The sequence below is a fragment of the Serratia symbiotica genome (genome assembly GCF_000821185.2).
GTDB lineage: Bacteria > Pseudomonadota > Gammaproteobacteria > Enterobacterales > Enterobacteriaceae > Serratia > Serratia symbiotica.
In genome coordinates this window covers 424,141-444,078 of the sequence record NZ_CP050855.1, presented here as the reverse complement: position 1 = coordinate 444,078, position 19,938 = coordinate 424,141, and the positions used below count along the sequence as shown (strand labels likewise).

The window sequence follows — 19,938 nt, the reverse complement described above, 5'->3', positions numbered from 1 at the left end:
TCACGACGCCTTACGGATATAACGGCTGGGCCAGATATGTGTTGGTTCTGTTCCTAACGCTTTCGCTATGATGCGTTCCCCTTTGGGATAAGCGCGAGATAGTGCATTTTTCAATGTATCCGGCTTTAGACCCGCTTCAACGGAGAGAGCACGCATGGTGAGACCCTCTTTATGAAGGGCGGCAACAATATCAATACGATGCCAATCCTGTTCAGGTGTTACTTCATTTCTACTCATCATTCGATTACCCTGTAAAGTTAACCGCGCGGATAATCCCGTGGGGTTATCCGTTGGAATAGAGTATTGATCCAAATTTGAGTGAGGTAAAGCAAATTTACCACTTTCTTTTGCGGTTTTTACATTATCTTGATTTAAATTTGACTTTTTCAATTAATATCAAAAGGTTACAAGGAAAAGAAAATGGGTTACCGAAAAGCTAATGAATTTGCTTTTGACGAGACTCGAAAGGAAAGCTTTCGCTCCCGTCTTAAGAAGCTAATAGGAGTGCGCAGCGTTCGCGGTGCCGCAAAGGATTGGGGGCTTTCGTTCTCTACCTTAAACAACTACCTTACTCGTGGCACTGAGCCGTCATTCGTGGCAATGATAGCTGTTGCTAGTAAAGAGAAGGTAAGTCTTGATTGGATAGCTTTTGGAACTTCAAATGTCAAATCAGAATCAATTGAGTGCAGCGTGTTAAATGAGAGTCAGGTCATTGACCCGCTAGCAATGGCTTGGAACATGATTTTTTCATCGCTCAACCGGCATGATATCGAGGCGCTCATAAGTTTGATTCATAGGGAGGGCGCTAGAGGCATCCTATCTACAACAGAAGCCCCAGGTAATTTAGACCAGCTTTTACTAGGACTTCCTAAAGAGGAAAAAGAAAGGTTACTTGCATTACATGAAGCCAAAAAAGGGGCACTTGAGGAGCGTCAAGAAAATGACTTAACTCACCCTGTGAGTAAGCAAGCCGGGTGATTGGGAAGTGGAGCTTTAATCACCCATCAAAGAGCGTTTAAACATTCTTAAACTCCTATCATAAGAATCCAGAATAGAACGCAGTTTTATCGTTTTTTACTCATTTTTCCGAGCATAGTCCAGAATCTCTTAACCATCCATGAACCCGCACAATACAAGGCTTGCGGGCTTATCTCAGACCTCCCTAACTAGTCCGGAAATGATTGCCACCCCACAAGAAAAACCAGACGCGTATTACGCAGATGGACAGCCAGATTTATCTCTGTACGCCAAAGGCATGACCACGCGTGAAATCGTCGCCACCTTCAAAGAGATGTACGACGCCGATGTGTCACCCACGCTGATATCTAAGGTCACCGACGCCGTAAAAGAGCAGGTTGCTGAGTGGCAAAACCGGCAGCTGGATACGCTGTATCCCATTGTTTATCTGGACTGTATTGTCATAAAAGTCCGCCAGAATGGCAGCGTAATAAACAAAGCCGTTTTCCTGGCACTGGGTATCAACACTGAAGGCCGGAAAGAGTTGCTGGGGATGTGGCTAGCCGAAAATGAAGGCGCAAAGTTCTGGCTGAATGTGCTGGCGGAGCTGAAAAATCGTGGCCTTCAGGACATACTGATTGCCTGCGTGGACGGTCTGAAGGGCTTCCCGGATGCGATAAACAGCGTCTATCCGCAGACACATATCCAGCTGTGCATCATCCATAGGGTGCGTAACAGCCTGAAATACGTGGCGTGGAAAGACTACAAAGCCGTCACAGGCGGGCTGAAAACGGTTTACCAGGCACCGACTGAAGCGGCTGCGCTGATGGCACTGGATAAGTTCGCGGAGGCCTGGGACGACAGATACCCGCAAATCAGCAAAAGCTGGCGTGCACACTGGGAAAATCTCAATACGTTCTTTAGCTATCCACCCGATATACGCAAGGCAATCTACACGACGAATGCCATCGAATCGCTGAACAGCGTGATCCGCGCAGCTATCAAGAAGCGCAAAGTGTTCCCGACAGACGACTCGGTGCGAAAAGTGATTTATCTGGCAATCAAGGATGCGTCAAAAAAATGGAGTATACCGATCCAGAACTGGCGGCTGGCGATGAGTCGTTTTATTATCGAGTTCGGTGACCGCCTGAGCGATCACCTTTAATACGCTGGCAGTTACACAGAATTATTTACAGGGTCAAGATATTTCTGGAAAGACACGCTTTGATATTTTTCCGTATTTCCAACCATTTTTATGGAACCACATCCATAAAATGGATGTGGAAAGTAAGACTCGCATTAGCTAAAGAATCTATCGACCTTGCTCCAGAGTGATCTTTAACGGACATCAGTTATGCCTGTGAATTTTCCTCTCTGCCACATTTTTCACGGATTTTTAGTCTTGCATATCACCAAACACCAATGAAGTTCAAGAAAAATGCACGCGGAAAAATAATTACTGAAACCAAAATAAAAAACAGAGAATTAGATGCAATCTTTGGCGTAAAAAATAGTTTTTTAAAGAACGTACTTATCAACAACCTGCATTTAATATAATTAAACTTCAGATATAACCTGGCAGAAATTTACTATGTCAGGTTATATTTTCGCCTTCGTGAACATATGAAAACAGACTATCGAATGTCGATGGCAACCCGACGTTGCCTACTGCCGGTATGCCGATGACTTCGCACTCATCGTCAAAGGCACCAAGTCACAGGCGGAAGCCATCAGGGAGGAGTGCTGAAGCGTACTCGAGGAGAGCCTGAAACTCAGATTGAACATGGAGAAAACCAAAATTACCCATGTCAATGATGGATTTGTCTTTCTGGGCCATCGGATCATTCGTAAACGTTGCCACTACGGCAATATGCGAGTGGTCTCGACGATCCCGCGCGCCAAAGCCAGAAACTTCGCAGCGTTACTGACGGCAGTGTTATCAGGCAATTACAGTGAAAGTAGAATCGACAGGGTAGAGATGCTCAACCGGAAATTAAAAGGCTGGACTGTGTTCTATCAGTTTGTTGATTTTAAAGCCAAAGTGTACAGCTATATTGATTGTGTCGTGTTCTGAAAACTGGCCCACTGGCTGGCCCGCAAATACCGTACAGGTCTCAACCCCCTGATGCGCCGGTGATGCAAGGTGCCAAAACCCGGCCAGAGCACTCCAACTGGCTAAATATGAAACCATGACGCCGGAAGCGGTGCAGCAAAGGGTAATATGCACTCGCTTTTGGCGGATTAACTCAGAACAGCGATACCCGAAAGCCGGGGTTAAGAAGGGATTCTCGCGGGGCATAGATCAAAGGTTTACCCTGCCAATCGTGGATTTGCGCCCCAGCGGCGGCGGCAACCGCGTGGCCTGCAGCAGTATCCCAGATATTGGTCGGCCCAAAGCGTGGGTAGAGCTGCGCCTTACCTTCCGCCACCAAGCAAAACTTTAGCGATGAACCGACGGCAATGGTCTGATGCTCACCAAGCTGATTCAGATAGTCCTTCAATTCATCATCAATATGCGAGCGGCTCACTACCACCAGCGGCGGCTGGGCATTACTAACAGTAATCGGCTTACGCTGCCCTTTCTCTTCTTTCCAGGCGTTGTTACCTTCCGCCAGATACAGCACGTCGATCGCCGGCGCATACACCACCCCCATCACCGCTTCACCATGTTCAATCAACGCGATATTAACGGTGAATTCGCCGTTGCGGTGCAGAAACTCCTTGGTGCCGTCCAACGGATCAACCAGCCAGTAACGCGCCCAGTTCTGGCGCTCTTCCCAAGCTGGCGGATCTTCTTCCGACAGCAAAGGCACCTCTGGCGTCAACGCTGCTAGGCCGCATTTGATGATGTGATGTGCTGCCAAATCGGCCGTGGTGACCGGTGAATGGTCTTTTTTTTGTTCAATATTAAGCGGTTGTTCACCGTCATATACCGCCATAATCGCCGCCCCCGCCGCGCGGGACAGTTGGCAAATTTGCGCCAGCATCATGCACCTCAGATAAGCAGTTCAATGGGAAATGTTCCTTTGTCTCTGTTAGCAGACTAGTTTTTTTTACGCCAAATATCCATCCCAATCAGCTCACCCACGGTAAAATCGTATACAGCGAGAAATTCCTCCACCGGCAAACACAGCATGCCCTGCCGCTAAATTTCTGCCACTGCGCATCGATGGCCGCTTTCCATTCAAGGGGCCATGAGGTCATTTTGTCTACAGAATATATTTATTACCCGCTTCATGATGCTCATTTTGAAGAACGCGCGTTGACGGCCCACCGGGTAAAAAGAAGGCGCTGAAAAGTACCCTTGATCAAGGCTGTAACGAATTACAGAATTTCCAGCAGTTCGACGTCAAAAACTAGCGTGCTGAAGGGCGGAATGGATGCGCCAGCACCACGTTCGCCGTAGGCTAGGGTGTGCGGGATATAGAGCTGCCATTTGGAGCCGACCGGCATCAGAGTCAACGCTTCGATCCAGCCTGGAATCACGCCGCTGACCGGGAATTCCGCTGGCTGGCCACGTTCAATGGAGCTGTCAAATACATCGCCATTGGTCAGACGACCGGTGTAATGCACACGCACGCGATCCTGACGGGATGGGATCGGGCCATTGCCCTGCTGCAATACGGAAAACTGCAAACCGGATTCGGTCAGCGTCACGTCATCACGCTTGGCGTTTTCATCCAGAAACTGCTGGCCTTCAGCGGCCATTGTCTGCTGGCGTTCACAGCGCACAGCGTCCGCACGTTCGTGGATTTCACGCAGCGCACGGTGCACTACGTCAACCGGAACAACCGGAACATTCCCTTCTAGCGCGTCACGCAAACCCGCCAACAAAGCTTCTGGTTGTAAACCTTCCAAACCGGACTCTTGCAACTGCTGGCCGACCTGTAAACCAATCCCGTAACTTGCTTGCGTCTCAACGCTGTCAAAAGAAGGGGTTGTCATGGGGTTTTCCTCAAGTCTGTAAAAAGTCGAGAACGCAGCATAACAGCGCAGGAAAGCTGGGTAAATCTTGTATGGCGAATGTTGTCTTTTGCCGTAAAACAGGAAACCGTGACTTTTTGTTAGCCCAGAACCTGCGGTAATCAACCTTCCACTTTAGAACCTATCCCAGTAGGCGTACATTGTTACAGCCAGTTAGGCCCAGGACAGCACGCAACAACTGGAGCCTTAAAGGGAGTACGTAAGGACGGTGAGCACTGCCCAGGTTCAAAATGGCAATTAAAACAGCCTAAGGAGATAGGTTCTAAGCCTATTGGCACCAGGCAGCGTTACTCTATTCATCCCGGCCAAACGCTGGCGTAACTATTCCGCAACAACAAGCTGCCAGTGAATGAAGTGTTCGCTATGGCCAAGTGAAAGGCAACGACAAGCCACTCAGCAATATGCAAGCTGTCCAGGAAGCGCGTATCGAACGTGACGCCCACGGCACGAGCAACACGCTGTCCGTCACCATTGCGGGCAACAGACTGGCGCTGTTCCGTTGGCAGGCCGGCAACAGCGGCCACCACGAACGCTAAAGCAAGTCACGCAACACCACATGATATGCAGCTCTCGTGCACATCCAGCCACAGAGTAAGGTGTTTTTCCGGGTGCAGAAAAGCAAAACGCCAGCGCAAGGCTGGCGTTTTAACTGGGTTACAGCCGCGTTATTACGCTTCCGCAACCACTACTACATTCAGTTGTGCGAACACGTCGCTGTGTACTTGGAAGTGCACTTCGTGCTCGCCAGTAGTACGCAGAACGCCGTTCGGCAGACGAACTTCGCTCTTGGCTACTTCAACGCCAGCCGCAGTCACTGCGTCAGCAATGTCGCGGGTGCCGATAGAGCCGAACAACTTACCTTCTTCGCCTGCTTTAGACGCGATAGTGACTGTTAACAGTTCGTTGATCTTGGTTGCACGAACAACAGCGGCGGCCATAACGTCAGCCAGTTTGGCTTCCAATTCAGCACGGCGTGCTTCGAAGAACTCTACGTTTTTCTTGGTAGCAGGAACAGCTTTGCCCTGTGGTACCAGGAAGTTACGGGCATAGCCCGCTTTAACGTTAACTTGATCACCCAGGCTGCCCAGGTTTGCTACTTTATCAAGCAGAATAACTTGCATTACCTTATCCTCTCAAAGTCGTTAATGGACAGTGGCCGATTACTGATGACGATCAGTGTACGGCAACAAAGACAGGTAGCGTGCGCGCTTGATAGCACGGGCCAACTGGCGCTGATATTTTGCACGAGTACCGGTGATACGGCTCGGTACAATTTTACCACTTTCAGTGATGTAGTTTTTCAGCGTAGCGATGTCTTTATAGTCAATCTCTTGAACGCCTTCCGCAGTAAAACGGCAGAACTTGCGACGACGGAAATAACGTGCCATGTGGCTAGTCTCCAGAATCTATCAATTCAATCTGCTCGGCATGCAGAACCAGTTTGCTTAGCCCGTTGCGACCTTGATGGCAACTAACAAAGCCTTGCACAGTGACCTGACTGCCGACCGTTAATCTTTGAGTTAATGCTTGTGACGGGTGTCCGCTGACAACCACGGGCATTCGGCACCATGCTTGCCTGCTAAATCCGGCTTCCCTCTGCTGCGAACGGTGCTCCAGCACAAATTGGCAGTGTGGTATCCCAGAAGGGCTTACTTTTCGAACTGGCACTAGGCACACAGTACCCGATAAAACCAGACGATTGGCCGTCACGGTGGCAATTACTCTTCAGAATCCCCAGCATCTACATCATCTGCGGTTTCATTAGCGAAGTCTTCGCGGCGGTCGCCACGACGTTCATCTTTCGCTTTCACCATCGGAGATGCTTCAGTTACCGCGTGCTTAACGCGCATAACCATGCTGCGGATAACGGCGTCGTTGAAGCGGAAGTTAGTTTCCAGCTCATCGATCGCTTCCTGCGGAGCTTCAACGTTCAGCAGAACGTAGTGAGCTTTGTGCAGTTTGTTGATCGGGTAAGCCAGTTGACGGCGGCCCCAGTCTTCCAGACGGTGAACCTGACCTTGCGCGTTAGTGATGGTAGCACTGTAACGCTCGATCATGCCCGGAACCTGTTCGCTTTGGTCAGGATGGACCATAAAAACGATTTCGTAATGACGCATCGAATTGCTCCTTACGGATTATTCAGCCTCCTGTCAGGGTCAGCCGCAGCCCATGGAAGCAAGGAACGTGTTTAGTGTACGGCTGAAAAATGACGCGTAATCATACTGGCGTAGGATAAGAAACTCAAGAACCGCGTGGGATTTATTCATCGGAATGGGAGTAAATGGTAGAAAGTGCGCCATTTGCTGTCTCCCTCCCACCTTTGATTTTACGGTTTTTCACCAACCTTAAGGCCGCCAGGGGAGCAAAGGCGCTGGCGCACCGCTTCAAACAGGCAGATGCCGGTAGCGACCGAGACGTTCAGTGAGGAGACCATGCCAGCCATTGGAATACTGATCAACTCGTCGCAGTGCTCACGCGTCAGACGGCGCATGCCTTCGCCTTCCGCCCCCATCACCAGCGCCATCGGGCCGGTCATTTTACTCTGATACAGCGTATGGTCGGCTTCGCCAGCGGTGCCTACGACCCATACGTTCATTTCCTGTAGCAAACGCAGGGTGCGCACCAAGTTGGTGACGCGGATCAGCGGCACGTTCTCTGCTGCGCCGCAAGCCACTTTTTTGGCAGTAGCATTCAATTGGGCGGAACGGTCACGCGGCACAATCACCGCATGCACGCCAGCGGCATCAGCGCTGCGTAGGCAAGCCCCGAGGTTATGTGGGTCGGTCACGCCGTCCAGCACCAGCAAGAATGGCGTATCAACGCTTTCCAACAACGCTGGCAGGTCGTTTTCTTGTGGCTTCCGCCCTTCGCGCACCCTGGCGATAATCCCCTGATGCACTGCGCCCTCAACCTTCTCATCCAACCACTGGCGGCTCGCTACCTGAACGGCAAGGCCTGTCGTTTCCAGCTCAGTGATCAGTGGTTGTAGACGACGGTCACCACGTCCTTTGAGGATGAACACTTCCAGAAAGCGTTGCGGGTCGCGCTCCAACAGGGCTTTAACAGCGTGGATGCCGTAAATAATTTCGCTCATGATGATCTTTTCACTGTGCGGCTGGCATACGCCAGCCGATGATAATGAGGTGCGATAGGTTAAACCTATTCGGCACCTTTCTTCTTGGTCGCTCGCTTGGCTTTGGTCGCCGCCGCTATTTTCCGGGTTTTGTCCGACGCTTTCTTGACCTTGGTCTTTTTGTCCTTCTTCACTGTGTCGGCGGGCTTGTCGCCGTCTTTGCGGAAGGTGCTGTCCGGCTCAAAGTTGGCCGGCGGTTTGCCGCCACGACGTTTGCGCTGCGTTTGAGCACGCACTGCGCCAGCCCCAGTACCATCGCGCAGAGTGCGTTGGCCGCCGTTCTTGGCACGATCGCGTTCGGTTTTGCCAGCGCCACGGGGTTTGCGGCTGCTGGAGACCAGTGCGAAATCGATCTTGCGTTCGTCCATATGCACCGCTTCAACACGGATTTCCACCGTATCACCCAGACGGTAAACCACGCCAGAGGATTCGCCGATAAGACGTTGGCCGATATTATCGTAGCGATAATAATCATTATCCAGCGACGATACGTGTACCAGGCCATCGATGAACAGATCGTTTAGGCGCACAAAGAAACCGAAGCCGGTTACGCTGGCGATGATGCCACTGAACACGGCACCAACGTGATCCTGCATATAGTCGCACTTCAGCCAGTCGGCAACGTTGCGCGTTGCTTCGTCTGCACGACGTTCGGCCATTGAGCAATGCGCACCTAACTGCAACATCTCTTCAAATTCGCTGTGCCAGCCGCCAGTTGGTGTCCAACGCTCTTTCAATTCACCATGCTCTTTGGCCAACTGGTATTTGATAGCACGGTGTAACGCCAAATCCGGGTAACGGCGGATTGGCGAGGTAAAGTGGCCGTAAGAAGCCAGCGCCAAACCAAAGTGACCACGGTTTTCCGGATCATAAATCGCCTGTTTCATCGAACGCAGTAACATGGTTTGCAGCATTTCATGATCGGGACGTTCGGCAACTTCATCCATCAATGTGGCGTAATCTTTCGGCTGCGGTTTATTGCCGCCACCCAGCGTCAGCCCCAGTTCGCTCAGCACACTGCGCAATGCGGAGATGTGATCGTCGCTTGGGCGATCGTGGACGCGGAACAGCGCTGGCTCGTTATGCTTCTCGACAAAGCGCGCAGCGGCAACGTTAGCCATGATCATGCATTCTTCGATCAACTTGTGGGCATCGTTACGCACTGTCGGCTCAACGCGTTCAATGCGGCGTTCGGCATTGAAGATGAACTTGGCTTCTTCGGTTTCGAAGGCGATGCCGCCGCGCTCAGCGCGCGCCTGATCCAACACGTGGTACATCGCATACAATTCTTCCAGATGTTTGACCAGCGGATGATAATGCTCACGCAGTGCCTGATCGCCCTGCAAAATGCGCCAGACCTTGTTGTAGGTTAAACGCGCGTGGGAACTCATCACCGCTTCGTAGAACTTGGCCGTCGAAAGCCGCCCTTGGGCGGAAAGGGTCATCTCGCACACCATGCACAAGCGATCGACCTGTGGGTTGAGGGAGCATAGCCCGTTGGACAGCACCTCCGGCAGCATCGGGATCACCTGCGATGGAAAGTATACCGATGTGGCGCGGTTGCGCGCCTCATCATCCAGCGCGGTGCGCGGACGCACATAATAGCTAACATCGGCAATCGCCACCCATAAGCGCCAGCCGCCGCCGCGTTTCTTCTCGCAGTAAACCGCATCATCAAAGTCGCGTGCATCTTCACCATCAATGGTAACCAATGGCAGCTTACGTAGATCAACCCGGCCTTTCTTGGCCACTTCCGGCACCTGTTCGCTGAGATCAGCCACCTGTGCTGCTACCTGAGGGGGCCAATTATGCGGGATCTCATGGGTGCGCAGTGCGATGTCCACCACCATGCTGGTACCCATCTTATCACCGAGGATCTCAACGATCTTACCCACTGCCTTGGTGCGGCGGGTCGGGCGTTGGGTCAGCTCTACCACTACCATGTAGCCCATACGTGCGCCGTTGACAGCATCGGCCGGAACCAGAATATCGAAACTCAGGCGGCTGTCGTCCGGCACCACGAACCCGGTACCAGCGTCCACGAAGAAACGACCAACAATCTGGCTCGTTTTCGGCACCAGCACGCGCACGATACGCGCCTCGCGGCGGCCTTTGCGATCGGCACCCAGCGCCTGCGCCAACACTACATCGCCGTGAATCGCCATCTTCATCTGCTCGGCAGAAAGGTACAAGTCATCCTTGCTGCCTTCGATACGCAGGAAGCCGTAGCCATCGCGGTGGCCAATAACGGTGCCGCGCAGCAAGTCCAGACGTTCTGGCAACGCATAGCACTGACGGCGGGTAAATATCAATTGGCCGTCACGCTCCATCGCACGCAGGCGACGGCGCAAGGCTTCCAACTGTTCTTCTCCAGTTAAATCCAGCTCTTTGGACAGCGCTTCGCGGCTGGCTGGCGTTTCTCGTTTCGCCAGATGAGCCAGAATATATTCTCGGCTAGGGATCGGGGATTCATATTTTTCTGCTTCTCGTTCCAGAAATGGATCTTGTGACATTGCGGTACCTCCGTTGTCATCAGCAGGATATCGCTGAATTTTGTCTCTCAACGACGTTTTATTCGACAAGCAGCAGCTTGTAGAGTAGGGAATTGCCTTCGACCATATCGGCTAGGGTGTGATTATTCAGTTCTTCAAGGAAATTTTGTACGCCCTGATGGAGCACCTGATTCAAGCGGCAGGCAGGACTTATGTGGCAGAAATCACTGTGGCAGTTGACCAATGAAAGCGGTTCCAGCGCTCTCACCACATCACCGAGGCGAATAGTTTCGCCTGGTTTACTCAAACGGATGCCGCCGTTTTTCCCGCGTATCGCAGTGACAAAGCCAACACGGCTTAGCTGATTGATTATCTTAACCATATGGTTGCGAGACACGCCGTAGACCTCGGTCACTTGCGATATACTGGTCATTTTGTCCGGTGGCAGTGAGGCCATGTAGATTAGCGCCCGCAAGCCATAATCAGTGAAACTCGTTAACTGCACATCTACCTCTAGGTATCACGTTACCCGTCTTGATAGGCCGCTTTGCGGCTTTATTTAGAAGATGACTCCTTGGATAATAAACCAGCCAGAGAGTTCGTAGCTAATTATTTAGCGTGTCTCAAGTTTTGGAGCAGGTATTAAAAAAGATTTTTTGCTGTGGATCCGCAACCGAGGAGAGTAAACAGGATAAAGAACGGGAAGGAACACGCCCAGATTAAACAGGCCGCACCCCGCAATCGTGGTACAGCCCTGGACTGATTATGCGTCGAACGGGTCACGCAAGATCATGGTTTCGCTACGGTCTGGGCCGGTGGAGATGATATCTACAGGTACGCCGGTCAGTTCTTCAATGCGCTTGATGTAGTCCAGCGCCGCCTGTGGCAGTTTGCTGTGCTCTTTCACACCAAAGGTGCTTTCGCTCCAACCCGGCATACTTTCGTAGATGGGTTCGATACCTTCCCAGTCTTCTGCCGCCAGCGGGGTGGTGGTCATTTCGCGACCGTCAGGCATGCGATAGCCCACGCAGATCTTCACTTCCTTCAAGCCGTCCAGCACATCTAACTTGGTCAGGCAAAAGCCGGACAAGGAGTTAATCTGTACTGCGCGGCGTACCGCAACCGCGTCCAGCCAGCCGGTACGGCGGCGGCGGCCAGTAGTGGCACCGAATTCGTTACCCTGCTTACACAGATATTCGCCAGTCTCATCGAACAGTTCGGTTGGGAAAGGGCCGGCACCCACACGGGTGGAGTAGGCTTTGACAATACCCAGCACATAATCCACGTACCGAGGACCAATACCTGACCCCGTAGCCACGCCGCCAGCGGTAGTGTTAGAAGAGGTCACATACGGATAGGTTCCGTGATCAATATCCAGTAGAGTACCCTGAGCACCTTCGAACATAATCAGCTCACCACGCTTACGCGCATTGTCCAGCAGTTCGGAAACGTCAACCACCATGGCGGTCAGGATGTCGGCGATGGACAGCACATAATCCAGCGTTGCCTGGTAATCAACGGCTTCAGCTTTGTAGTAGTTGACCAACTGGAAGTTATGATAATCAACAACTTCCTTCAACTTAACGGCGAAGGTTTCTTTGTTGAACAGGTCGCTGACGCGCAAACCACGGCGCGCCACTTTATCTTCGTAAGCCGGGCCGATGCCGCGACCAGTGGTACCGATGGCTTTCGCGCCGCGCGCTTTCTCACGCGCGTTATCCAGCACCACATGGTAAGGCAGGATCAATGGGCAAGCCTCGGACAGTAACAGACGTTCGCGTACCGGGATGCCACGCGCTTCGAGTTCCCCCATTTCTTTCATTAAAGCATCGGGAGCCAGAACAACACCGTTGCCGATGATGCTGGTGACATTTTCACGCAGGATGCCAGAAGGAATTAAATGAAGGACGGTTTTTTCACCGTTAATAACCAGAGTATGGCCAGCGTTATGACCACCTTGATAGCGCACAACATATTGAGCCCGTTCAGTCAGCAGGTCTACGACCTTGCCCTTACCTTCGTCACCCCATTGGGTGCCCAGTACGACGACGTTCTTACCCATTTTTCAAAATCACCGGTTGCTTAAAAATGGATTCTACCACCGTAATTTTCGATTTTCAGCACTTTTAGCATGCAATTGCGCATTTTTTAGACTAAGTTTTATCCCTCTGCATGGCTGCACAAAAGGTAATAGATCACACAACCCGCAACCACTATTCCACCGCCAAATCGCCGCAGCCTAGTATCAGGCAACTGAGTCATCACCAATATCATTCGGCGCCAGGCTTGTGGAAACAGCATCGGCCCTAGCCCTTCCAGCACTAAAACCAACCCCAGCGCCAACCAGATTGTTGAATTCATGCATCCCCCAAATAAGAAAAGGCCCGCGATTAAACGGACCCCTGATAATTTAGCTGTTGCGATTACTTACGCGTGGAGTCAGGCGACTTCATATAGCGAAAGAAATCGCTATCTGGGCTGAGTACCATCACGTCCTGATTGTTGCTGAAGCTGGCTTCATAAGCACGCAAACTACGGATAAAGGCGTAGAAGTCTGGAGCCTGGCTGAACGCGCTAGCGAACAACTTAGCCGATTCGGCATCGCCTTCACCACGAGTGATTCGCGCCTGACGCTCAGCTTCCGCCAAGGTACGCGTCACTTCGTAGTCCGCACTGGCACGCAGCTTCTCCGCTTCTTCCTGGCCCTGCGAACGCAAACGGCGGGCTACCGCTTCACGTTCAGCGCGCATACGCTGGTAGATAGCGTCAGACACTTCGGCCGGCAGGTTGATCTGCTTGATACGCACGTCGATCACTTCGATGCCCAGCGCTGCCATGCTGTTCGAGTTAAGCGGCGGCTGTTTGCCGGTGGTTTCCCGCTCAACGCGCGCCGCTGCGGAGGCAATAGCGTCATCGGCCCCACTGGCCGCCACTTCTTCGCCATCATCCACAGTGCCGGTATTCAGTGCAGTGCGCACGTCTGACATCAACTTTCCACGCGAGTCGGTCACGATTTCCTTCACGTCCAGACGGCCGATCTCGGAACGCAAACGGTCACTGAATTTACGTTTTAACAGCACTTCTGCCTGAGAGACATCGCCGCCGCCAGTCGCCAGATAGTAACGGCTGAAATCGCTGATACGCCACTTCAGGTAGGAGTCAACGATCAGGTCTTTCTTTTCACTGGTGACGAAACGATCGGCCTGGTTGTCCATAGTCTGGATACGCGCATCCAGGCTCTTCACGGTTTCAATAAACGGGATCTTGAAGTGCATACCCGGTGCATACACCAGCGGTTTGTTTTCACTGTCGCGCAGCACCTTGCCAAAGCGCAGCACAATGCCACGCTGACCTTCCTGCACCACAAACAGTGAAGTGTATAGCGCCATCAGCACCGCGAGGACGATAACTACAAAAGACTTACGCATTGATTACTCTCTCCCTACGCGAGTGGTGTTGTCGCGCTGCGCATTTGCCTGGCGTTGGTTCATGCTCGAACCTCTGCGGGTTTGCTGGCTGTTGGAACTACTGCCGCCGTTGGCAGAGGGAACAGGGGTGAGACGAATCAGGCTGGTGTCTTTGTCGCTACTGTCCGCCGGAACATTAGCGTGGCCGCGTAGCATTTGATCCAGCGGTAACACCATCAGATTATTGCCTTTATCACTGACCAGCACCTTACGGGTATGACTCAAGACTTTTTCCATGGTTTCGATATACAGACGCTCACGGGTAATGTCTGGGGCTGATTTGTATTCCGGCAGCAGCTTGGCGAAGCGAGCTACCTCACCCTGGGCTTCCAAAACGGTACGATCTTTGTATGCCTTGGCGTCTTCCAACAAGCGCTGCGCCTGACCGTTGGCACGCGGCTGCACCTCGTTAGCGTAGGCTTCCGCTTCACGAATGTACTGCTGCTCGTTCTCACGCGCAGCGATAGCGTCATCGAACGATGCTTTAACTTCCTCCGGCGGACGCGCAGCCTGGAAGTTGACGTCCAGCAGCGTGATACCCATGTTGTAAGGACGGATGGTCTCTTCTAACATGCGTTGAGTATCGTTACGCACCACGGTACGGCCTTCGGTCAGGATACGATCCATCGAGTATTTGCCGATCACGCCGCGCAGGGCGCTGTCAGTCGCTTGACTCAGGCTGTCGTCGGCATTCACCACGCTAAACAGATAGGTTTCTGGATTGGTCACACGGTACTGTACGTTCATTTCTACGCGCACCACATTTTCATCGGAAGTCAACATCACGCCAGAGGCCGCCAGTTCACGCACAGACTCTACGTTAACCGGGCGCACTTCGTCGATGAAAGTCGGCTTCCAATTCAGACCCGGCTGTACCAGATGGCTGAACTTACCGAAGCGAGTCACTACACCGCGTTCGGCCTCCTTGATGGTGTAAAAGCCGCTGGCGGCCCAGATCACCACTACGGCAACCGCCGCGATACAGATGATACGGCCGCTATAGCCTGGATCTGAGGTGTCGGTGCCGCCGCTATTGCTGTTGGAGCGTTTACTCACCCCCAAACTGCTCAATTTCTTGCTCAGTTTGCGAAAGACATCGTCCAAATCAGGTGGCCCTTGGTCACGACCACCTTTGTTGTTACCGCCGGAGTTGCCGCCATTATTTTTGCCGCTCCCCCACGGGTCGCGGTTCTGTCCGTTATTACCGGGCTGATTCCACGCCATGTTTAGCTCCATATTTTGTGATTTAGGTACTTCAGGCTGACACTTACTAGTACAGCAGGTTATCAAATGTAACAGGAGATGATCATACGATAAAGTGAATCAGGCTCTGTTCCTGTTTGCAGAGGCGATGCCACTCAACGCTAGTCATACGTACCACCACGCCAATACTGCCATCTTTCTCGTTCCACTCTTTCTCAATTGCCTGAAGCTGGTAAAAACGGCTGCGAAGACGGCCTGCCTGTGGCGGTAAACGCAGCTCATAATGCGCGATTTCCCCCGATAAGCGCTCCGTCAACGCCTGATATAGCAACGAGAGACCTTCACCACTGGCGGCGGACAGCCACACCCGGATCGGTAAGTTTTCATCGTTGCGATCGATACGCGGAACAAAATCATCCAACATATCTATTTTGTTCATCACTAACAGTGTAGGGATCTCATCCGAGTCAATCTCCGCCAGCACGGTGTTAACCGCTTCCATGTTTTCATTGACGCGGATATCTACGGCATCGATAACATGTAACAGCAAAGACGCCTGACGCGTTTCCTGTAGTGTCGCCTTAAAGGCAGCCACCAGATCGTGCGGCAAGTGCCGGATAAAGCCTACGGTATCCGCCAACACAGTATCGCCCACATCCGCCACACTAATACGCCGCAGAGTGGGATCCAAGGTGGCAAATAGCTGGTCTGCTGCGTACACCCCGGCAGATGTCATTCGGTTAAATAAGGTGGACTTGCCAGCGTTGGTGTAACCCACCAGCGACACGGTAGGCACATCAGCACGGGTTCGCGCCCGTCGGCCTTGTTCACGCTGCTTTTCAACCCGCCCCAGACGGCGCAAAATCAAGCTGATGCGATCACGCAACAAACGACGGTCAGTTTCTAACTGAGTTTCGCCCGGCCCACGCAGGCCAATCCCCCCTTTTTGGCGCTCCAGATGCGTCCAACCACGCACCAAGCGTGTGGCGATATGGCGCAACTGCGCCAGCTCTACCTGCAACTTACCTTCATGGGTGCGAGCGCGTTGGGCAAAGATGTCTAAAATCAACCCGGTGCGATCAATCACCCGGCATTCACACCGACGCTCAAGGTTTCTCTCCTGCGCCGGGGAGAGGGAGTGATTAAACAGAACAACAGATGCGCCGCTGGCTTTTACTACATCGGCGATTTCTTCGGCCTTTCCTTCGCCGACAAAGTACTTAGGATGTGGAGCTTTGCGGCTTCCTGTCACCACTTGCAAAGCTTCGACACCCGCCGAGGACACCAAGGATTCGAACTCGCTGAAATCTTCAGTATCTTTGTCTTGCGAGAAGTAAATATGAACCAAGACGGCCTGCTCACCGGTTTTATAACGGTCAAACAAGCGTGCAACCTCTCAAACAGACATAAACAACAAGGTTAAGGAACATAAACAGCTGTGCGCTGTTTATGTTCTCCGCCATGGCGGGCTGACAAAGCGCTTCATTCAGCTTCATCACTTTCCTGCGGTGGCTGCTGCGGCGCAGACGGACTGTTAACATGGTGATGATTACTGGTACCGCCATTCGGATTATTACTATGGTGTGAAATCGGACGTGACGGAACAACCGTAGAAATAGCATGCTTATAAACCATCTGGCTTACGGTGTTTTTCAACAGGATGACAAACTGGTCAAAAGACTCAATCTGGCCTTGCAGCTTAATACCATTTACCAAATAAATAGAAACCTGAACCCGTTCACGACGCAATGCGTTCAGGAACGGATCTTGCAAAGATTGCCCCTTAGCCATTCTATCTTTTCCTTATATGCTTGTTGTTTGTAAATAAGAGCCTGCTGGCTCTATAAAATAAACGATGCAAAAATTTGCGCGCTGAATACTCATCAATTGTACACAATCACTCAACCTATGCACTAACAACCTGTATTACCGCGTTCAAAGCCTCTCCCTGCTTCTCACTGTCCAGCCAATGCACCGAATTCCAGCCGCGTAACCAGGTCATTTGGCGTTTGGCTAGCTGACGCGTTGCGCAAATACCACGATAAACCATCTCATCGTAACTCATTTCGCCAGACAAATATGACCACATCTGGCGGTAGCCAACACTGCGAATGGAAGGCAAATCTATATGCAAATCATCCCGTGCAAAAAGTGCGCGCGCTTCCGCCTCAAAACCCGCCGCCAACATTTGCTGGTACCGCAGCTCAATGCGTTGATGAATCAACGCACGGCTGGACGGCGCTATCGCAAATTGGTGGACATGATACGGCAACGATTCACCCGAAATTTTAATCATTTCCGTTAAAGTTTTACCTGAAATAAAAAAAACTTCCAGTGCTCTGGAGAGTCTCTGCGGATCATTCGGATGAATTCTTAATGCCGCAACCGGGTCGATTTCCTGCAACTGGCGGTGCAAAGCCTTCCACCCTTGTTCCACCGCCTGCTGTTCTATACACTCGCGTACCGACGGATCGGCGGGAGGCAGCGGCGATAACCCTGCTAACAGCGCCTTATAATACAGCATGGTGCCACCCACTAGCAGCGGAATGCGCCCAGCGGAGGTGATGTCAGCCATCTCTTTTAACGCGTCGGCGCGAAAATCCGCCGCTGAGTAGATTTGCGCCGGATCGCGGATATCAATTAGCCGATGCGGTGCCTGCGCCAGCTCTCCGGCGCTTGGCTTGGCGGTGCCGATATCCATACCGCGATAAATTAATGCGGAATCCACGCTGATCAGTTCCACAGGCAGGCGCTGCCGCAGCGCGATCGCTAGCTCAGTTTTGCCCGAAGCAGTCGGCCCCATGATAAAAATAGCCGGGGGACGTGGTGTTATTTCAGTCATGCTTAAGAGCCGCCAGTGCGGCCTGGAGATCAACGGGTTGTAAAAGCCCACTCGGTGGCGATTTGACCAACTGCGGGCAGAGTCGTTCAACATCGGTCAGCAATTGTATCGCTTGCGAGGAGTTCCACTGTTGATGCTCACTGCCTAAACGTTGAGCGAGCCAAATGGCCAACATTGTAGGTGACATTTCCTGGTGCCCGGCCAGATAGCCTAACAGCTCAGGAATGAGTTTTTGTAAATTTTGTTGACGCAATGGTAAAGGCACTGCCCGTAGCATCACATGGCCGTGATCCGCCTGCAAATCCAACCCCATTTTCACCAACAGCGCCTGATGGCGCACTATCGCCGTCGCTTCATTTTTGCTCAACACCAGCTTGATCGGAACCAGCAGCGGCTGTGAGCGCAACCCTTCTTCCGGCGGGTTGAGCTGTGTCTGACGCAGCCAGCGCTCCGCCACCAGCAGGTTGAGTAAAGCGGGCTGATGCTGCCAGTCAATCAGTGCGTAACACGGCGGATGGATCATCATTACCCGACCAAAACTGTGCGAGTTGCTTGCTGGCAGCGCTTCCTGCGCGGACTTTACCGGTGGAAATAGCGGTTGCTTTGACATTTCGTCCTGGGGCTTGGCAGCTTGCAACAGCTTGCCGTACAACTCACCTTCACGCTTTTGGTAGCCGCTGCCCGAATGATAGGCTGGCTGTGGTGCGCGTCCGCGAGCGGACGCTGGTGGTGAAGACGGTGTTTTTTCGCAACACGGTGTAGGCTGAGAGAAGTGGTTGCCGCCAGCGGCGATGCGATTTTCCGGCTGCCAGGTCGGTGTTTCCTTTTCGGCCGGTTCCTCCGCCAGCAGCGCAGAGCCAGCCTGCTGCAACACCCGGGTTACCGCCTGATAAATAAAATCGTGCACCAGACGCGCCTGATGGAAGCGCACCTCATGCTTAGCTGGGTGAACATTTACGTCCACTTGATGCGGATCTACCTCAAGATACAGCACATAAGCGGGCTGCTGATTGTCTTTGAGCTGATCCTGATAGGCTTGGCGGATCGCGTGGTTAATCAAGCGATCGCGCATCATGCGGCTGTTAACGTAGCAGTACTGAATTTCACCCAGTTGTCGTGCGCCAGCGGGATCGGCCACCCAACCACAGATTGACAACTCGCCATGCTGCCAGGAAAGGTTCAGTGCATGCTGCAAAAAAGCTAAACCGCAAATGCTGCTCAGCCGGCGCTCATGCTGGTTTTTCTCTTTCGCCGCGCGGTACTGACGAATCAGCTTGCCATTATGGCTAAGGTTGATCGCTACATCGAAGCGTGCCAACGCTATACGCCGCACTACTTCATCAATATGACCAAATTCGGTTTTCTCAGTACGCATGAACTTGCGGCGTGCCGGGGTATTGTAAAACAGATCCAGCACTGCCAGCGTACTGCCGACCGGATGCGCAGCGGGTTTGACCGTCACCGTCTGATCGCAGCCTTCAACATAAGCTTGCCAGGCTTCGCTCTGTTCGGCGGTACGTGAGGTAAGGCTCAAACGGGAAACAGAGCTGATGCTGGCCAGTGCTTCGCCGCGAAAACCAAGGCTGACGATGGCTTCCAGATCGTCGAGGGTGCTTATTTTACTGGTGGCATGGCGCGCCAAAGCCAGCGCAAGGTCATCTTTGCCAATGCCACAGCCGTTATCACGAATGCGGATCAACTTGGCACCGCCGCGTTCGATATCGATATCAATGCAAGTTGCCCCAGCATCCAAGCTGTTTTCCACCAGTTCCTTCACCACAGATGCTGGCCGTTCGACCACTTCTCCGGCAGCGATCTGGTTGGCAAGTTGTGGCGGTAACACCTGGATAGGCATGTTGA

General features: G+C 52.4%; 20 protein-coding genes and 2 pseudogenes. 4 read left to right on the top strand and 18 right to left on the bottom strand.

The genetic code is table 11. From position 1 onward, the window contains the following. Positions 1–237 (bottom strand): helix-turn-helix domain-containing protein, encoded by a 237-nt coding sequence (locus tag SYMBAF_RS02260; protein ID WP_040264725.1) that lies wholly within the window; start codon positions 235–237, stop codon positions 1–3. A gap of 183 nt (positions 238–420) precedes the next feature. Here SYMBAF_RS02260 and SYMBAF_RS02255 point away from each other — a divergent pair, with 183 nt between their 5' ends. The 3 genes and pseudogenes from SYMBAF_RS02255 to SYMBAF_RS02245 all read left to right on the top strand — a co-directional run. Continuing rightward, entirely contained in the window at positions 421–978 is a 558-nt protein-coding gene (locus tag SYMBAF_RS02255) for a hypothetical protein (protein WP_040264698.1), read from the top strand. Between the two features lie 215 nt (positions 979–1,193). Continuing rightward, a pseudogene (locus SYMBAF_RS02250) lies at positions 1,194–2,122 on the top strand (IS256 family transposase); the annotation flags it as partial. A 480-nt stretch (positions 2,123–2,602) separates the two neighbouring features. Next, a pseudogene (locus tag SYMBAF_RS02245) lies at positions 2,603–3,091 on the top strand (reverse transcriptase domain-containing protein); the annotation flags it as partial. 112 nt (positions 3,092–3,203) lie between these two features. Here SYMBAF_RS02245 and cysQ read toward each other — a convergent pair. Continuing rightward, positions 3,204–3,944 (bottom strand): 3'(2'),5'-bisphosphate nucleotidase CysQ, encoded by a 741-nt coding sequence (cysQ, locus tag SYMBAF_RS02240; RefSeq protein ID WP_040264724.1) that lies wholly within the window; start codon positions 3,942–3,944, stop codon positions 3,204–3,206. Positions 3,945–4,281: 337 nt separating this feature from the next. Continuing rightward, complete coding sequence (locus tag SYMBAF_RS02235; protein ID WP_040264697.1) at positions 4,282–4,902, bottom strand: BamJ family beta-barrel-assembly machinery protein; 621 nt, start codon at positions 4,900–4,902, stop codon at positions 4,282–4,284. Between the two features lie 440 nt (positions 4,903–5,342). Between SYMBAF_RS02235 and SYMBAF_RS18270 the strand changes: the two genes are divergently transcribed. Then, positions 5,343–5,477, top strand: coding sequence for a hypothetical protein (locus SYMBAF_RS18270; protein ID WP_404829913.1), 135 nt, complete (start codon positions 5,343–5,345; stop codon positions 5,475–5,477). Positions 5,478–5,609: 132 nt separating this feature from the next. Here the strand turns inward: SYMBAF_RS18270 and rplI are convergent, their stop codons facing one another. The 15 genes from rplI to mutL form a co-directional block, all read right to left on the bottom strand. Further along, the gene (gene rplI, locus SYMBAF_RS02225; RefSeq protein WP_040264696.1) at positions 5,610–6,062 is read right to left on the bottom strand and encodes a 50S ribosomal protein L9; all 453 of its coding nucleotides are present in this window, start codon (positions 6,060–6,062) and stop codon (positions 5,610–5,612) included. A 39-nt stretch (positions 6,063–6,101) separates the two neighbouring features. Next, entirely contained in the window at positions 6,102–6,329 is a 228-nt protein-coding gene (gene rpsR / locus SYMBAF_RS02220) for a 30S ribosomal protein S18 (RefSeq protein WP_000135199.1), read from the bottom strand. A 4-nt stretch (positions 6,330–6,333) separates the two neighbouring features. After that, positions 6,334–6,651 (bottom strand): primosomal replication protein N, encoded by a 318-nt coding sequence (gene priB, locus SYMBAF_RS02215; RefSeq protein WP_071837559.1) that lies wholly within the window; start codon positions 6,649–6,651, stop codon positions 6,334–6,336. 8 nt (positions 6,652–6,659) lie between these two features. Then, positions 6,660–7,058 (bottom strand): 30S ribosomal protein S6, encoded by a 399-nt coding sequence (gene rpsF, locus SYMBAF_RS02210; RefSeq protein ID WP_040264695.1) that lies wholly within the window; start codon positions 7,056–7,058, stop codon positions 6,660–6,662. Between the two features lie 209 nt (positions 7,059–7,267). Beyond that, entirely contained in the window at positions 7,268–8,035 is a 768-nt protein-coding gene (gene rlmB / locus SYMBAF_RS02205) for a 23S rRNA (guanosine(2251)-2'-O)-methyltransferase RlmB (RefSeq protein ID WP_040264694.1), read from the bottom strand. Positions 8,036–8,100: 65 nt separating this feature from the next. Then, a complete protein-coding gene (gene rnr / locus SYMBAF_RS02200; RefSeq protein ID WP_040264693.1) occupies positions 8,101–10,587 on the bottom strand; it encodes a ribonuclease R in 2,487 nt (828 codons plus the stop codon). A 58-nt stretch (positions 10,588–10,645) separates the two neighbouring features. Beyond that, positions 10,646–11,071, bottom strand: coding sequence for a nitric oxide-sensing transcriptional repressor NsrR (gene nsrR / locus SYMBAF_RS02195; protein ID WP_006708858.1), 426 nt, complete (start codon positions 11,069–11,071; stop codon positions 10,646–10,648). A gap of 258 nt (positions 11,072–11,329) precedes the next feature. After that, positions 11,330–12,628, bottom strand: a complete 1,299-nt coding sequence (locus tag SYMBAF_RS02190; protein ID WP_040264692.1) for an adenylosuccinate synthase — start codon at positions 12,626–12,628, stop codon at positions 11,330–11,332. Positions 12,629–12,726: 98 nt separating this feature from the next. Beyond that, positions 12,727–12,927 carry a DUF2065 domain-containing protein gene (locus SYMBAF_RS02185; protein WP_082026895.1) on the bottom strand — a complete coding sequence of 67 codons (201 nt, stop codon included), beginning with the start codon at positions 12,925–12,927 and terminating at the stop codon, positions 12,727–12,729. 62 nt (positions 12,928–12,989) lie between these two features. Further along, positions 12,990–13,994 carry a protease modulator HflC gene (gene hflC / locus SYMBAF_RS02180; RefSeq protein WP_006708861.1) on the bottom strand — a complete coding sequence of 335 codons (1,005 nt, stop codon included), beginning with the start codon at positions 13,992–13,994 and terminating at the stop codon, positions 12,990–12,992. A 3-nt stretch (positions 13,995–13,997) separates the two neighbouring features. Beyond that, a complete protein-coding gene (hflK, locus tag SYMBAF_RS02175) occupies positions 13,998–15,257 on the bottom strand; it encodes an FtsH protease activity modulator HflK (RefSeq protein WP_040264691.1) in 1,260 nt (419 codons plus the stop codon). Between the two features lie 82 nt (positions 15,258–15,339). Further along, entirely contained in the window at positions 15,340–16,620 is a 1,281-nt protein-coding gene (gene hflX / locus SYMBAF_RS02170; RefSeq protein ID WP_040264690.1) for a ribosome rescue GTPase HflX, read from the bottom strand. 98 nt (positions 16,621–16,718) lie between these two features. Next, positions 16,719–17,027, bottom strand: a complete 309-nt coding sequence (hfq, locus tag SYMBAF_RS02165; RefSeq protein WP_006708864.1) for an RNA chaperone Hfq — start codon at positions 17,025–17,027, stop codon at positions 16,719–16,721. Between the two features lie 115 nt (positions 17,028–17,142). After that, positions 17,143–18,078: a tRNA (adenosine(37)-N6)-dimethylallyltransferase MiaA gene (gene miaA, locus SYMBAF_RS02160; protein ID WP_040264688.1), complete on the bottom strand. Its 936-nt coding sequence runs from the start codon at positions 18,076–18,078 to the stop codon at positions 17,143–17,145. Next, positions 18,071–19,933, bottom strand: a complete 1,863-nt coding sequence (gene mutL / locus SYMBAF_RS02155) for a DNA mismatch repair endonuclease MutL (protein ID WP_040264687.1) — start codon at positions 19,931–19,933, stop codon at positions 18,071–18,073. Before mutL ends, miaA begins: the two co-directional genes overlap by 8 nt. Positions 19,934–19,938: the final 5 nt, after the last annotated feature.

Bases quoted from the DNA above. Each gene is read 5' to 3' on its own strand.
- SYMBAF_RS02260 (WP_040264725.1), bottom strand. From the start codon at position 237: ATGAGTAGAAATGAAGTAACACCTGAACAGGATTGGCATCGTATTGAT.
- SYMBAF_RS02255 (WP_040264698.1), top strand. From the start codon at position 421: ATGGGTTACCGAAAAGCTAATGAATTTGCTTTTGACGAGACTCGAAAG.
- cysQ (WP_040264724.1), bottom strand. From the start codon at position 3,944: ATGCTGGCGCAAATTTGCCAACTGTCCCGCGCGGCGGGGGCGGCGATT.
- SYMBAF_RS02235 (WP_040264697.1), bottom strand. From the start codon at position 4,902: ATGACAACCCCTTCTTTTGACAGCGTTGAGACGCAAGCAAGTTACGGG.
- SYMBAF_RS18270 (WP_404829913.1), top strand. From the start codon at position 5,343: ATGCAAGCTGTCCAGGAAGCGCGTATCGAACGTGACGCCCACGGCACG.
- rplI (WP_040264696.1), bottom strand. From the start codon at position 6,062: ATGCAAGTTATTCTGCTTGATAAAGTAGCAAACCTGGGCAGCCTGGGT.
- rpsR (WP_000135199.1), bottom strand. From the start codon at position 6,329: ATGGCACGTTATTTCCGTCGTCGCAAGTTCTGCCGTTTTACTGCGGAA.
- rpsF (WP_040264695.1), bottom strand. From the start codon at position 7,058: ATGCGTCATTACGAAATCGTTTTTATGGTCCATCCTGACCAAAGCGAA.
- rlmB (WP_040264694.1), bottom strand. From the start codon at position 8,035: ATGAGCGAAATTATTTACGGCATCCACGCTGTTAAAGCCCTGTTGGAG.
- rnr (WP_040264693.1), bottom strand. From the start codon at position 10,587: ATGTCACAAGATCCATTTCTGGAACGAGAAGCAGAAAAATATGAATCC.
- SYMBAF_RS02190 (WP_040264692.1), bottom strand. From the start codon at position 12,628: ATGGGTAAGAACGTCGTCGTACTGGGCACCCAATGGGGTGACGAAGGT.
- SYMBAF_RS02185 (WP_082026895.1), bottom strand. From the start codon at position 12,927: ATGAATTCAACAATCTGGTTGGCGCTGGGGTTGGTTTTAGTGCTGGAA.
- hflC (WP_006708861.1), bottom strand. From the start codon at position 13,994: ATGCGTAAGTCTTTTGTAGTTATCGTCCTCGCGGTGCTGATGGCGCTA.
- hflK (WP_040264691.1), bottom strand. From the start codon at position 15,257: ATGGCGTGGAATCAGCCCGGTAATAACGGACAGAACCGCGACCCGTGG.
- hfq (WP_006708864.1), bottom strand. From the start codon at position 17,027: ATGGCTAAGGGGCAATCTTTGCAAGATCCGTTCCTGAACGCATTGCGT.
- miaA (WP_040264688.1), bottom strand. From the start codon at position 18,078: ATGACTGAAATAACACCACGTCCCCCGGCTATTTTTATCATGGGGCCG.
- mutL (WP_040264687.1), bottom strand. From the start codon at position 19,933: ATGCCTATCCAGGTGTTACCGCCACAACTTGCCAACCAGATCGCTGCC.